At 69.0% G+C, this 13,639-nt stretch carries 14 protein-coding genes and 1 pseudogene; 4 read left to right on the plus strand and 11 right to left on the minus strand.

The features are described from left to right. The 6 genes and pseudogenes from AB0898_RS30785 to AB0898_RS30810 all read right to left on the minus strand — a co-directional run. Window positions 1-102, minus strand: a pseudogene (locus tag AB0898_RS30785) (uracil-DNA glycosylase); the annotation flags it as partial. 32 nt (window positions 103-134) lie between these two features. Further along, window positions 135-434 carry a WXG100 family type VII secretion target gene (locus AB0898_RS30790; protein WP_366806339.1) on the minus strand — a complete coding sequence of 100 codons (300 nt, stop codon included), beginning with the start codon at window positions 432-434 and terminating at the stop codon, window positions 135-137. Window positions 435-514: 80 nt separating this feature from the next. Beyond that, window positions 515-862: a WXG100 family type VII secretion target gene (locus AB0898_RS30795; RefSeq protein ID WP_366806340.1), complete on the minus strand. Its 348-nt coding sequence runs from the start codon at window positions 860-862 to the stop codon at window positions 515-517. Between the two features lie 46 nt (window positions 863-908). Next, window positions 909-2,147 carry a S8 family serine peptidase gene (locus tag AB0898_RS30800; protein WP_407078438.1) on the minus strand — a complete coding sequence of 413 codons (1,239 nt, stop codon included), beginning with the start codon at window positions 2,145-2,147 and terminating at the stop codon, window positions 909-911. Between the two features lie 50 nt (window positions 2,148-2,197). Then, on the minus strand, window positions 2,198-3,922 hold the full coding sequence (locus tag AB0898_RS30805; protein WP_366806341.1) for a hypothetical protein: 1,725 nt from the start codon (window positions 3,920-3,922) through the stop codon (window positions 2,198-2,200). 2 nt (window positions 3,923-3,924) lie between these two features. Further along, window positions 3,925-4,371, minus strand: a complete 447-nt coding sequence (locus tag AB0898_RS30810; RefSeq protein ID WP_366806342.1) for a hypothetical protein — start codon at window positions 4,369-4,371, stop codon at window positions 3,925-3,927. Window positions 4,372-4,800: 429 nt separating this feature from the next. Here AB0898_RS30810 and AB0898_RS30815 point away from each other — a divergent pair, with 429 nt between their 5' ends. Beyond that, on the plus strand, window positions 4,801-5,511 hold the full coding sequence (locus AB0898_RS30815; RefSeq protein WP_366806344.1) for a hypothetical protein: 711 nt from the start codon (window positions 4,801-4,803) through the stop codon (window positions 5,509-5,511). Window positions 5,512-5,572: 61 nt separating this feature from the next. Here AB0898_RS30815 and AB0898_RS30820 read toward each other — a convergent pair whose 3' ends face one another. Genes AB0898_RS30820 through AB0898_RS30830 form a run of 3 tightly spaced genes read right to left on the minus strand, consistent with a single transcriptional unit; the run spans window position 5,573 to window position 7,708 of the window. Beyond that, the gene (locus AB0898_RS30820) at window positions 5,573-6,088 is read right to left on the minus strand and encodes a hypothetical protein (RefSeq protein ID WP_366806346.1); all 516 of its coding nucleotides are present in this window, start codon (window positions 6,086-6,088) and stop codon (window positions 5,573-5,575) included. A 38-nt stretch (window positions 6,089-6,126) separates the two neighbouring features. Then, window positions 6,127-7,383, minus strand: a complete 1,257-nt coding sequence (locus AB0898_RS30825) for a putative T7SS-secreted protein (RefSeq protein WP_366806347.1) — start codon at window positions 7,381-7,383, stop codon at window positions 6,127-6,129. 19 nt (window positions 7,384-7,402) lie between these two features. Further along, a complete protein-coding gene (locus AB0898_RS30830; protein WP_366806348.1) occupies window positions 7,403-7,708 on the minus strand; it encodes a hypothetical protein in 306 nt (101 codons plus the stop codon). 348 nt (window positions 7,709-8,056) lie between these two features. Here AB0898_RS30830 and AB0898_RS30835 point away from each other — a divergent pair, with 348 nt between their 5' ends. Continuing rightward, on the plus strand, window positions 8,057-8,404 hold the full coding sequence (locus AB0898_RS30835) for a DUF4333 domain-containing protein (protein ID WP_366806369.1): 348 nt from the start codon (window positions 8,057-8,059) through the stop codon (window positions 8,402-8,404). A 76-nt stretch (window positions 8,405-8,480) separates the two neighbouring features. On the opposite strand, the gene mycP is transcribed toward AB0898_RS30835, so the two are convergent. Beyond that, window positions 8,481-9,749, minus strand: a complete 1,269-nt coding sequence (gene mycP, locus AB0898_RS30840) for a type VII secretion-associated serine protease mycosin (protein WP_366806349.1) — start codon at window positions 9,747-9,749, stop codon at window positions 8,481-8,483. Window positions 9,750-9,761: 12 nt separating this feature from the next. Further along, window positions 9,762-11,288, minus strand: a complete 1,527-nt coding sequence (eccB, locus tag AB0898_RS30845; protein WP_366806350.1) for a type VII secretion protein EccB — start codon at window positions 11,286-11,288, stop codon at window positions 9,762-9,764. A gap of 205 nt (window positions 11,289-11,493) precedes the next feature. Here eccB and eccE point away from each other — a divergent pair, with 205 nt between their 5' ends. After that, entirely contained in the window at window positions 11,494-12,852 is a 1,359-nt protein-coding gene (gene eccE / locus AB0898_RS30850; protein WP_366806351.1) for a type VII secretion protein EccE, read from the plus strand. Continuing rightward, window positions 12,852-13,604, plus strand: a complete 753-nt coding sequence (locus tag AB0898_RS30855) for a hypothetical protein (protein WP_366806352.1) — start codon at window positions 12,852-12,854, stop codon at window positions 13,602-13,604. The genes eccE and AB0898_RS30855 overlap by 1 nt, the downstream gene beginning before the upstream one ends. The last annotated feature ends 35 nt before the right edge of the window (window positions 13,605-13,639 follow it).

Below are 13,639 nucleotides of genomic sequence, written 5' to 3' on the forward strand. Positions count from 1 at the left end.
CAGGGGGAGCTTCTTCTGCGCGTAGTTGCCCCAGAGGACGAAGACCGCCGGGTCGGGTCGGGCGTCGACGGCGCGGATCACGGCGTCGGTGAACGCCCACCCTGCTGTCGGTGCCGGTCCTGCTCAGGCTCGTCCTACTGGAAGTAGCTGGACGCCTTCTTGTCGCCTTCCATGTACGTACCGCCCGCCTGGGCGACGACGTGGCCGATGCCCGTCAGCGCCTGGTGGATGTCGTGGGCTTCCTTGTCCCAGCGGTGCAGCTTGTCGTGGAAGGTGCCCTGCGCCTGGCCCTCCCAGTACTGGAGGCTGCTCGTCACCATCGCCTTCAGCTCGCGCAGATCGTGCTCAAGGTCCTTCGCCTCGTTGCCGATCTTGGTCGCCGCCATGTCGAGGCCGTCATAAGTGACGGACAGTCCCTCGTTGTTGTTGGCCATGCCTGTTTCCTCGTCTCGCTGGTGCGTGCCGATGGGGGTGCCGGGTGTCCGGCGAATTCCTCTGGAGAGCGTCGTTCGGCTCAGTAGGAGCTGAGGGCGGACGGCGGGACCGTGGGGGCGCCGTCCTGGGTGTCGATCTTGTTGACCGAGGCGCGCACCTCGTCTTCCTTGCTGTCCTTGATGTTGCGCGTCGTGGTCATGGCCTCGATCACGTCGCCGAGGATGCCGCCGATGTTCTGCAGCGACTGGTTGATCTCGGCCTGCTTCTTGTCGAACGCGGCACGGCCGATACCCTGCCACTGGCCCTCGAGGCCGTCGATGACGCCCTGCAGCCCGTGCACCCGCTTGCGGATGTTCTCGAACTTCTCGTACATCTTCTTCTGAAGATCGATTACTGCTGCGTCTTCAAGCTTCTGCTTGTCGGCCATGTCAGCCCTTTCTGTCTCTGTGAATTGCGTTCACTGGTCTCTGACGTCAGCTGGTGCGCCGTGCCCTCGTGAGCGCCACACCCACACCACCGACCACGACGACCGCGGCGGCGCCGAGCACGATCCAGAGGGTGTTGCCGCCACCGCTGTCGCTGTCGCTGGAGGACGCGGAACTCGATCCTGCTGCCGAAGTAGCCGCAGCTGAAGCGTTGTTGGGGGCTTGTGACGGGGTTGGTGCAGAGGAGGCCGACGACGAGGGAGCCGAGGCGGACTTCGCCAGCAGGTCCCCGCCGTTCTCCTTGGCCAGCGGGTCGACGTTCGCGGGGCCGGGGTCGTAATGGGGGTTCTCGAGAACCAGCCGGGGGCGCACGGCGCCGTAGCCGAGGTAGGTGCTCGGCTTGTTCTTCGGCCAGCTGCGGCCGGCGGTGTCGACGAGAGCGCGGGTGACCTGGTTTACGGTCCAGTCGGGGTGCGCGGACCAGATGAGGGCGGCGGAGGCGGAGGCGATCGCCGTCGCCGAACTCGTACCTTTCACGTCGTCGCAGTACGCCCGGAATGTCGCGTCGCACCAGCCGGGAAAGTCCTGGCCGGGGGCCGCGAAGTCCACGTAGCCGCCGGAGGAGGAGAACTTCGAGACCGTGCCGGACTTGTCGGAGGACGCCACGCCGACCACGTAGGGGAAGGCGGCGGGATAGAGGATGGTGTCGCCGTGCTTCGCTCCGTCGTTGCCGACGCCGGCGATCAGCAGCTTGCCTTTGGAAGCGGCGTATTTGATCGCGGCTTCTTCTTTGGAGCTCGGCCCCTCTGACCCGAAGGACATGTTGATGATCTTCGCGTCAGTGTCAGCCGCCGCTCTGATCGCCTCTACGGGTTCAGGGGTCTTCCGCTTCTCTGCCGCCCCGCCCTTCAGGTCCTCGAACTCGACCCGATAAGGGACGATCTTCGCGCCGGGCGCGAGCCCTTGCAGGCCGCCCCCCGCTCCAGTTCCCGCGATCAGCTCGGCCATGGTCGTGCCGTGACCGGTGTAGTCATCCGTGGCACGGTACGCGACCGACTTGGGAACCTCGTCGGTCAGGACCTGTCCCTTGAGGGCCGGAGTGTCGGCGTTCACCCCGCTGTCGATGACAGCGACCTTCACGCCCTTCCCCGTGCTGACCTTCCACATCTGCTCGGCCTGCATGGGACCCAGGTACCACTGCTTCGACCGCTCGTCCGCCGCGGCGCCCGGCGCGAACCCCACAGCCGTGACCGCCAGGGCGCCCACGACCGCGCTGACAGCGCGCACTCGTTCACCGCGACGCGTTCTCTTCATCGTGTTCCGTGTCCTCGCTCGGCTCAGTCGATCACCGGCGGCACATCACGCCGGTGCTTGCTCGACAGATGGGTCTCGTCGTCTTCGATCAGGTAGTCGGGGCGAGGCGTTCCCTCGGTCTCCTCCTCGTCCCGGCGCCTCTCCTTGCGCCCACCGCGCACCAGACCCGTACCACCACGCGTCATGCCGTTGCGCTCCGCTCCGGCCGTGGAGTTGCGCGCGGTCGGCCTGCCCGTGACGGCCTCCGAAGCACCCGGCTTGGCGCCCGGACGGCCGGTCGCGTAGCGGGAGTTGGCGGTTTCCTCCCCGCCGATGACCGTGCCCCGGGGGAGCCTCGAACCGCTCTTCGGCGTGGCGCCACCTGTCGCCGTGGGCCGTCCGCCGACGACGCCGTTGGACCGGCCCGCCCCGGTGGCCGGCCCACCGTTGGCCCTCGGTCCCGCCGTACCCGCCGCTCGTGTCGTACCGCCGGTGACTCCTCCGCGCCCCATGGGGGAGGACTTCGCTCCGGAGCCGGTGCCCCTGGCTGCGGACTGCCCCGTCTCCGTGGCACGGCCCATCTGGTTCGTGGGACCTTGCCCCGTGGGGCGACCGGAACCCAGGGTCGGGCCGGATGTGCCCGCGCGCCCCTGAGTGGGCGTGGGGGTACGGAAGCCGCCGCCTCCGCTGATGCCCCGGCCCGACGCGCGCGTGGGGATCGGCGTTCCCAGGCCGCCGCCCGTGACATTGGGCAGGGCGTCACCCGCGGGAGGCGTACTCGTGATGGGCGGCGCCGAGTGGGCGGGAGCGGTCGTGGGCGGGGGCAGTGTGGCGGTGCTGTCGATGTTCGTGCCGACAGAGCCGACAGGTTGGTCGGGGAGCGAGATCTTGTGCTGGTTGGTGTCGTGCTTCGGCGTCGGACTGTCACTTGTGGCGTGATGGGCGACAGGACTTGCCGCTGTCACGTGATGGCCGGTGAAGGCTCCCGGCGCGACACCACTCGATCCAGGTGAGCCCGTTGCGGCAGCCGGTCTTTCAACCCCGATTTGCCGACTGGGCTGAGGCACCCCCACGTCCGGCATCGAAGTGAACTCCGGCGTCTTGTCCTTGGCGGGCAGGGACGCCAGCACCTCTTCCGACACCGCGTAGTACGACCCCAGCCGGTTCATCTGGTTGATCGCTTCTTGGCGGTTCTTCTCCACCTTGACGGCGGCGGCGTACTCGTCCTTGTCCGCCGTCTTCTCCGCTGCGGTGAAGTGCTCCGGCCGCTTGCGGCTCGCCTGGGTGTCGCGCGCCGGCATGGCGCCGCGTACGGAGGCGAGGCCCACGGCGGCCGCCGTGATCTGGTCACCCGCCGAACCGGCGAATTCACTCAGATGGTGGGTGTTGGTGACGAGCTTCGCGCCCCATTCACGGAAGGCGTCGCCCGACTCGCCGACCCAGTGGACCTTGTCGATGTGGCCGTCCAGCTCGTCGGCGGCGGCCTTGATGGCGTCACGCGCGTCCCAGAGGGCCTTGCCGGAGGACTCCAGGTCCTCGGGGTCCGTCTGCTCGACCATGTCAATCATCTTGTTGAGATCGAGGTCGCGCTTGTCGAAGTCCGTCCGGGCCGTGATGGCGCGCCCGAAGGGGGTGGCTTCGACCGCCGAGCGGAAGAAGCCGTCGAGGAAGCCGCCCCGCGGCCCCTCTTCCACGCCTCGGGCGAAGTCGGTCACCGAGTTCTGCGATGAGACGCGGTGCAGGTCTGCGTCGTGCTTCTTGTCGGTCATCGTCAGTACCTCGCGCCAGTGGCCTTGTCGTTGGCGTGCTGATGGGTCTTCTTGTCGTCGGTCTTCCGGATCTCCCCCTGGATCGCCCAGAACCGCTGCCGCTGCTCCTCTTCGAGATTGTCGAAGCCCCGATGGGCGCCCTGCACCGCGATGCCGATGGCCTCGATCTGAAGGTGAAGACTCTTGGACAGGGACGTCAGTTCCGCGTGGACGCGGTGGTACTGCTTGTACAGACCGTGCGCCTCGGGGAAGACGTTCTCCGCCCCCGAGGTCAGCGACGTGGACCTGATCGTCTGGGCGCCGACCTTCGTCGGGTTGCCCGCGGATGCCTCAAGGTTGCTCAGAACCGCGTCGACCCGCTTCACGAACGTGTCCAGCGCCTCACCACTGGCCTCCAGGTTCGCTGCCCTGGCCGCCGACACGCCCCCCACCATGTCTGCCGGAAGCACGACGCTCCTCCCCGTTTCCCCGTACACACCTCGGCCCCGACCGAGTCGAGGGCCGGTCGCCCGCTCGCCGTACGATCGCAAAGCGAGCCGCGCCTCACAACGCGTTTACCACTGTAGTCACCCAGCACAACCGGTCCAACCTGGCTGTGTGTTAACTCAGTTACGATAAGCGGCCCGGCCGACACTCTTTGCCCGGTTTGCCGTGCGCGGGACGGCCCGGCGGCGCTCCTCGTCCCGGCCGTCGGCACACCGGTGAGGTCCAGGTTCGACGTACGGACGGCCCGGAACGGCATCCTGGCGCGACGGCACCCGCACCTCCGCGCCCTTCACCAGACATTCACCTTGGCAACGAGGTGTGGACGCCACGGGCCGCGCCGGCCTGTCGCGCCCGCCGTCGGCCGTTTCCCACGTCCGCCATAGTGTGGGGCCATGGAGAAATTGGCTGATGCTCTGCCGGGGATAGTGGCGTTCGCCCTCGTCGCGGGCATGTTCACCCTCGTTTTCACCGTATCCCACCGCGGACGGAAGAAAGAGCGGGAAATTGGGCGAGGTTACACACAACTCGCCCGCAATGCCGCTGAACATGGCTGGACCTACGAAGCGTTCACCAGAGGCCGGATCGATCATTACAGCGGCATACGCCCCTTCCCCACCCGCGGGGTGAACATGTCCGCCTGCCACTACACCACGGGGGAGTTCCGGGGTCGCCCGTTCAAGTACTTCGAGTACCGCTTCATGAGCATCACGTCAGGCACCGACGACAACCCCCAGCCGCTGATCCGGTCCGTCTTCGTCGTCGAGGCACCCGGTTCGGGTGCGTTCATGCAGATATTTCGCCGCGGAATGCTGACCACCCTGTTCGGCCGGAAGCCCACGATGCCCCTCGGCAAGCCGGCGTTCGACAAGGAGTTCCGAGTCATCACCAGTGACGAGGAATTCACCCGAAAAGCCTTCAGCCGCGACTTGATGCCCTATCTGCTGACGGAGCCTCTGGCGGACAAGACTCCGCTGCAGTTCCACGAAGGTGAACTGTTCACCTGGTACTCAGATCCGCTGACGCCCCAGGCCGTCGACGAGAAGCTGAACCACCTGTGCGATGTTCTGGACCGCATCCCGGTGCAGGCATGGGAGACCTCCTGACACAACGGAGTTCCCCTCGGCCGGTGAAGGGATCACTCGGTCAAGGGGAACTTCCGGCGGTTCAGGCGGAGTCTTCCTCGGCCGACCGGACCGTACGCAGGAAGGACTTGAAGTCGTCCACCACATGCTCCAGTTGACCCTCCGTCGCCGTGAGGACCAGCTCGATGACCGCTCGCTTGGCCGGATTCCTGACGTCTTCCAGACCGAGGTAGACCTGGCTCTGACAGAGTTCCAGCGGCTCGCCGCGCAGCGTGGTGTGCAGGCGGAGGTTCTGGACCACCCCGGGGGAGTCCGTCAGACCCGGGATGTCCGGGGTGCCCACCTCGTGCTTCTTCACGACCTCCACGGGGCCGGCCTGCTCCAGCCGGTGCACGGACTCTTCCGCGATCTGCCACATGGTGGTGGCGTCGTTCCTCATCTCCCCCGAAATGGTGATGTTCGCGGTGAAACCGTGGTCCACGGAGCCGGGATGAAGCGCGACGAAGGCGGCGCCGGGCGCCCCCACCTCGTCCGGCGGGGCCGCCTGCCAGCCGTCGGGCAATGAGAACGAGATCTTGATCGGCAATGTGGCCGTCATGGTGAATCCACTTCCTTGATGAACGTCGACGACGGGGGTCAGAGCCAGTCGTCTACCCAGTCGGCCGCGTCCGCGATCGTGTCGCCGACCTTGCCGGGGTCGACCGTGACGTCGAAGCCGATCTTGCCGCCCACACCCAGGCCGACCCCGAGGTTGCCGCCGATGGTGATCTTGCCGTCCTTCATACCCGCGTCCACATCGGCGCTGGCGCCGATTCCCGCCCAGGCCTCCCCGTTGACACCGGCGCCCACTCCGGCGACATCGGCGCCCACGGAACCCGAGGCCTTCGCGCCGGCGAAACCCTCCGCGCCCGCGTGAAGTCCGTCCTTTCCGACACCGACGTTCGCCGAGGCCTCGGCGCCCGCGAAGGCCTTTCCTTCGGCCTGGACGCCGACGACGCCGTACTCGTAGCTCGCGTTCCCGGAGACCTGTCCCAGATACGCGGTTCCCGCGACACCGGCCTGCAGCCGTCCATTGGTGTAGCTCGCGCCGGCGGTCCCGTCGACGCCGAGGACGGAGGCATCGAACTGGCCCTTGACCTTGCCGCCCGCCCAGTTCCCGTCACCCTTGGTCCCAGTGGACCATGCGTCGGCCTTGTCCGACCACTCGGCGATCTTGACGCTCACATTGGTCTTCTTGCCGCCGGCGCCTTCCTCCGGCTCCCCGGAAGGCTCAGGCTTGTCACGGATGAACCAGTTGCCGTTCTCGTCCTTGCCCCACTCCTTGCTCCTCCTGCCGAAGTCGGAAGCCCACGGCATGCCTTCCTTCTTCCAGCGGTTCTGAGCCGTCTTGCCCATCCCGTGGTCCTTGACGAACTGCCACGAGTCGGCCCTCGCACGGGCGCGGGCGAGCCAGGCCGGAGCGTGGGAGGCGCCGCCGGCCAGGTCGTCGAGCTTCTTGGTCAGCTTCTCCGTCTCGGGCTTGAGCTGCTTGCGGGCGTTCTCGAGTGTCGTCTCGGCGGCATCGTGATCGCCGTGTTCCCACTGGTGGATCGCCGTCGCGGCCTGCTTCTGCGCCCAGTCGAGCGTGGAGGCGTACGACGTGACCGCGCCGGCGGCTCCCGACATGGCGTCGGCCACGAGATACCAGTTGGCCTTCTCCTTGGCCAGGACGGGCCAGAAGGCGTCACTGGCCTGACCGGTCCACCCGGGGATCTTCAAGTCGCGCAGACCGTCGCCGAGTTTCTCGAACTTCTTGGACCAGCCGTTGAGTTCGGTGGCGAGCTTGTGCAGCTTTCCGACGTCGCCCGGTATGAGCTTCTTGGGGTCGTGCGTCCACCCCAGCGTGGTTCCCATGGATGCGGATTCCCCGTTCCTAGCCCAAGTCCGACTTGACCGCGTTCACGGCGCCACGAATCCTCTGGTCTGTTGCCGCGTAGTCGCTGTCGGCCGACTTCAGTCCCTCCGCCAGAGTCGCCCCACAGTCGAGGAGGAAGTCCACGCCGAGCTTCCACGTGGCGCTGAACGTGACCATCGCGGCGACCGCGTCATCGTCCCCGAGCGACTCGCCCTCCTCCGCGGCGTCCTCCGGCTTCACACCCTTGGCAGGTGTGATGCACTCAAGAATGTCCCCGGCGCCTTTCTTGAGAACTCCTGGTCCCACACCCAGATCGACCGACATGAGAAATGCGTCCCCCTTCTTCCCAACCCTGCCTGGAAACCGTTGCCTTGACGACAGGACCGCTCACGCTAACACCACGTCAAAATCCTTCCACCGCCCAGGTCGCGCCTTAACACGACTCCACGCACCCCCGTCGTCGCCCGGCACGCGTCCCGGAGCCGGCGAGTGAGAGTCCTTCGCAAGTCGCGTGAAGACTTCATGGAATTCCCTCACAATCCGAGTCCGGATCAAGGGCGTTCGTTTCTCCGAGGCAGCCCGGGATTCACCCGAGACAAGGTGCCCGGCTCACAGCGGCCGTTATGCTTCGCTCATCCCCTGTCCCGATCCGAATCGGAGTCCCCCATGCCCATGACCCGTACCGTCGCCACAACCCTGAGTCTTTCGGCCGTAGTTGCGGGTGTACTCGTCTCCGGGTGCTCGGCGTCGGTTCACGTGGGCAAGACCGAGCCGAAGGTGTCCGCGGGCAAGCTGGGCGACACCGTCGCCGAGCGGCTCGCGGCTCAGACGGGCCGTCCCAAGCCCGACGTCTCCTGCCCCGAGGACCTCCCCGGCAAGGTCGGCACCAAGACGCGCTGCACGCTCACCGCGGACGACAAGAGCACCGTGGGCATCACGGTCACCGTCACCTCGGTCAAGGGCAGCCAGATCAACTTCGACATCAAGGCCGACAACAAGGTGACGCCCGCGCCCCGTTAGCCGTGCCGGAGCGCCTGTCCCGGTGCGCCTGTCCCAACGCGGGGACCGACATCCTCCGTCAGGACAGGCGCCCTCCTCAGGACAGGCGCCCACGCCTGCGCCGCGCGTCCCGTACCGCGACCGCCGTACCGCTCAGGGCCGCCACCACGACCAGGCCGCCCACCATCACATAGGTCGCCAGCCGGGTGTCCCGCTCCTCCGCCGTCTCACCGAAGCGCAGCGGCGTGACCGACGGCGCCTCGCCCTTGGTGACGCCGTTCTCCGGGCGCGGTGACTCCACCGGGTGGGCCGGGTCCACGTCCGTCAGCGCCTTCACGGGGTCGACGACTCCCCACCCCACCAGCCGGTCGTACCCCGGGATGGAGCGTTCGGCGCTCTGCTCGATCTGGGCGACGATCTGCTGGGCCGTCCACTTGGGGTACTTCTGCTTCAACAGGGCTGCCACGCCCGCGACATAGGGCGCCGAGAAGCTCGTGCCGTTGTCCGAGCAGTGGCCGCCGCCGGGGACGGTGGAGATCATGTCCACGCCCGGGGCCGCGACGCCGACGAAGTAGCCCGCCTGCGAGAACGCGGCGCGCTCGTTGTTCCGGTCGGACGCGCCCACCGCCAGCACGCCCTTGTACGAGGCCGGGTACGTCACCTTGACGTTGCCGCCCAGGCCGTCGTTGCCCGCCGACGCCACGACCACGACGTTGTGCGCCAGGGCGAAGTTGACGGCGTCCTCCAGGGTCGGGCCGCCCGTCACCGCGTTGGCCGTGTCCTGCGAGATGTTGATGACGTCGGCGCCCTGCTGGACCGCGTAGCGGATCGCCGCGGCCAGGGTGAGGGTCGTGCCGTCGCCCTCGGCGTCGTTCTGCTTGATGGGGATGATCGTCGCGTCCGGGGCCAGGCCCACGAACCCGGTGCCCTTCATGGGGCGGGCCGCGATGATGCCGGCCACGCGCGTGCCGTGGCCGACCGTGTCCGTGGTGCCGGAGCTGTTGCCCCGTTCTGTCTTCTCGCCCTTGGCGTTCTTCGCGGGCAGCAGGTTCTTGCCCTTGGACGCGGTCACCGCCTTGGCGAGCTGCGGGTTCTTGACGTCCACCCCGGTGTCGATCACGGCCACCTGGACGCCCTTGCCCGTGGCCTGCGCCCACAGGGCGTCCAGGTTCACCCGCTGGAGCGCCCAGGGGCGGGCGGTGTAGTTCTTCGACGGGAAGGTGCACTGGCCGTCGTCCGCGCGCGCGGGGGGCGCGGGCAGGGCGACGGTGAGGGTCGTCGCGGTGAGGAACACCGCCGCGGCCGTCGCGGCGGTGCGGGCGGCGGCCCGCCGCGTTCCGGTCCCCGAAGTCGTTGCCTTCAGCATGAGCACGTCCTCCTACGACCCCTGCGGCTGCCGCGCCGCCGCCTCCGACAGGCGCGGGCCCGTCGGCAGGAACGTGGACCACTCCACGGGGACGGGAGCGGGTTTGACGTTCTCGTAGCCGAGGTGGGTCTGGGCGATCCTGGCCTCGGTCAGCTCCTCCTTGCGCTGCTTGGCGGAGGTGCCGATGCCCTGGTCGTCGGTGGCGCTGTCGCTGTTGGACTGCAGGGCGTAGCGCAGCCCGGTGTCGGTGACCAGGAAGACTCCGCCGACGCTGGTCTCGGTGCCCTGGAACTGGCGGTAGAGCTGGCCGGAGCCGGGGGTGACGTAGGCGCTGGAGGAGCCGGTGGGCAGCCGGACGGGGAAGTCGGTGCCGGCCCAGGTGGACAGGGTGGTCGCGCCGTCGGCGCCGAGGGAGCGCATGACGTTGCAGACGGTGTTGCGGCCGCTGGTGGTGCTGGAGCCGTCGTTGACCGTCTTCGGCTTGTACTCCGGCCAGTTCTTGCCGCCGTCGAAGGCCGTGCTGTCGGCGACCGCGGCGGGGCTGACCTGCTGGGCCTCGCCGGCCTGGCCCACGCCGACGAGGTCGCCGCTGTTGAGCAGGAGCGTGGCGGTGAACTCGGAGATGCTCGCCACCCGGCCGGGCAGGACGACGTAGTAGCGGATCGCCTGGCCGTCGTAGGCCTTGATGACCTCGCCGACCTTGTCGTACTGCCGCAGCAGGTCGGAGGCGCCGGCCTTCGCGCCTGGGGTGCCGCCCTTGATCGCGGGGATGGCGACGGGGTCGCCCTGGTGGAGGGTGTCGAGCCATTCCTGGGAGACGCGCTGGGGGGCGCGGCCCTGGGTGTCGAGGGCCTTGAGCAGTTCCTGGTCACCGGGGTCGGCGATCTTGTACGCCGTGCCGTGCGCGTCCACGACGTACTGGGTCTTGCCGTCCGGGCCGACGACGTACATCAGGTCGCCTCGGGTGAGCCGGTCGGTGCCGTCCGTCTTCGGCCATTCCTTCTTCGCGAGGACGAACGCGGCCTTCTGGATGGCCCGGCCGCCGTCGCCGGGGCGCTCGCAGACCGCCCAGCGCTTGGCGGTGCCGGCCTCGTCCGGGGAGGGCAGCCGGTCGGGGGCGTAGGGGATGCCGATGGTGGCGCCGTGCGGGAGCTTGCCGTCGTCGAGGATCTTCTCGTCCACGGTGATGACGCTGTCCTTCTCGGGCTTCAGGAGCAGCTTGGCCGACGCCATGTTGAGGACGGGGTGGAGCTGCCGCTGCTTGCCGGTGTTCAGGACGACGTAACGGGTGGTCGAGTCGCTCGCGACGATGACGTGTTCCTCGGCCGTGTCCCAGCCCTTGGGCGCGGTGGGGCTGAACATCCCGACCGCGCCGAACACCGCGAGGATCACCACGCCGACGACGACGCCGGGCACCAGCGCGCCCAGCGGCTTGGGGGCGCCCTCCTCGGAGCCGGAAGGTGTGGGCTGCAGGAACGACGCGAGCGTGCGGCGCTTCGCGAAGGTGTAGGCGTTGAGTTCATCCCGCCGTGATGCCATCTGTGTCCGCTCTCTCCCCGTGCGGAGCCGTGGGGGACCTGTGAAGATCCGGCCCCCGCCCTCGATTCCCTCTGGTGTCTGGACTGTCAGACCCGGCCCCTACTATGCCTGTTGCGTGGACCCGCGCGTGGCACGGGTAGGGTGCTCTGGGCTTGAGGACACCGGAGCGCAAGGGTTTTCGGGAAGGTTCGGGGGTTTTGAAGTGATGGCTTCCGCAACGCGCGCCCGGTCGCGATCGCAATCGGGGTCACGACCGGGTGAGGCGGACCCTTCGGGCGTGCGCGCCCCCGCTTCCTCCCCGCGGGAAACCGCAGGCCGGCCGGGGGTGTTCACCCCGCATCCGGAGCCCCGCTCGGGCCGTGGCGGTTCGTTCGCGGTCCAGCGTCTGGTGCTGCTGGAGGTCGCGGCCGCGCTCGTCGTGTGCGGCCTGCTGCTGGGTACGGTCGCGATGGCCGTCGCCGCCGTGCTCGCCTCGGTGCTGGTGGTGCTCGCCGTGGTACGGCGCAGGGGGCGTCCGCTGCCGGAGTGGCTGGGCAGTCTGCTGGCGCTGCGGGCCCGTGTGCGGCGTGCCGCGAACACGCCGGTGCCGCCGGGCACCGATTCCTCCCTCGCGCCCGCCGTGGAGTGCGAGCCGACGCTGCGCACGTACAGCTACAGCCGGGGTGACGACCGCGATCAGCGGCCGGTGGGCATGGTGGGCGACGGCGGCTTCCTGACCGCCGTGCTCCAGGTGGAGTCGGACTCGGACGCGCTGCGGGCGGACCACAGCCGCAGGCCGCTGCCGCTGGCCCTGGTGCGCGACGTGCTCGAAGTGGACGGTATCCGGCTGGAGTCGGCGCAGATCGTGGTGCACACCCAGCCGGCGCCGGCCCTGCATCTGCCGCAGCAGTCGGTGGTCGTCAGCAACTACGCGCCGCTGCAGGCCCAGACGGGCTCCCCGGCCGTGCGCATCACGTGGATAGCGCTGAAGCTCGATCCCGAGCTGTGCCCGGAGGCGGTCGCCGCGCGCGGTGGCGGGCTGGTGGGCGCGCAGAAGTGTCTGGCGCGTTCGGCCGGGCATCTGTCGAGCCGGCTGACCGGAGCGGGGCTGCGCGCGAGCGTGCTCACCGAGGAGGAGCTGACGGCGGCCATCGCCACCTCCGCGTGTGCCAACCCGATCGTGACGGCCCAGGCGGCCCAGGCCGGACGGGACGAGACACCGCAGCGCCGTACGGAGGAGTCCAGCCGCAGCTGGCGCTGCGACAACCGTCGGCACACCACCTACTGGGTGCGCCGCTGGCCCCAACTGGGCGGTGCGGACGGCTCGTTGGCGCAGCTGGTCGCGCGGCTGACCTCGGTGCCCGCGCTGGCGACGACCTTCAGTCTGACGCTGGCCGGGAGCGCCCGGAACGATGTGTCCCTCACCGGGCACCTGCGGATCACCGGCCGCAGCAATCAGGAACTGACCGACGCGCGCCGCGATCTGGAGCGTGTGGCGCGGGAGTCGCGGACCGGGCTCGCGCGCCTGGACCGTGAGCAGCTCTCCGGTGTTCTGGCCACCCTGCCGCTCGGAGGTGCCCGCTGATGGCCACGGCGAACTCGACCACCCCGGCCTCGTCGCCCACTTTCGGTGAGCGGCTGCGCACCGGTTTCGGTCTGCTCGGCCCGCGCCACCCGAGACATTCGCTGCCCCTGCGGTACGCGGACGCCCTGTCCCTGCCCATCGGTGACGACGGTGTGGTGGCCGGTGTGGACGCCGAGGGCCGGCCCGCGGTGCTGGGCATCAACCGGCCCACGCCGTACGACGTGGTGCTGATCGGCGGCCTGTGGACGGCGCAGGTGCTGGCGCTGCGGACGGCGGCGACGGGTGCCCGGGTGGCGGTGGAGACCGGCCGGCCGCAGTCCTGGATGCAGATGGTGCACGCCATGGGCGGCGGACAGAACGGCCTCGCCGTGTACGAGGTCGGGCGGGTCCCTCCGCAGGGTGCCTCGGCGGGTACGCCCGTGCTGGTGGTGCGGGACTGCGGGATGCGGCCGCCGCGCGGGCGCGTGGTGGCGGGGCCGTGGCAGTCGGTGGTGACGCTGCTGCCGTATCTGAGCCCGGTGGCGCCCCGGTTGCTGCGGCAGGCGCGGCTCGTCGGCGTGCAGCGGGTCTCGCCGGACGAGGCGGCGGAGCTCGGGCGCACGATGGGGCTGTCCCGGACCGAGGTGGAGTCGCTGCCGGGGCTGCCCGACGGTGTCACCCTCTGGTGTACCGATCGTGAGCGGCAGTACGTGCTGACCCAGCCGACCGACGCCGAGATCGGATTGTTGGGCAACCCGCGCCGCATGGACTGAACGACCTTTCTTGTCCGCTTTGTTGGGCTTTCGCG

The organism is Streptomyces sp. NPDC005435 (genome assembly GCF_040703155.1).
GTDB lineage: Bacteria > Actinomycetota > Actinomycetes > Streptomycetales > Streptomycetaceae > Streptomyces.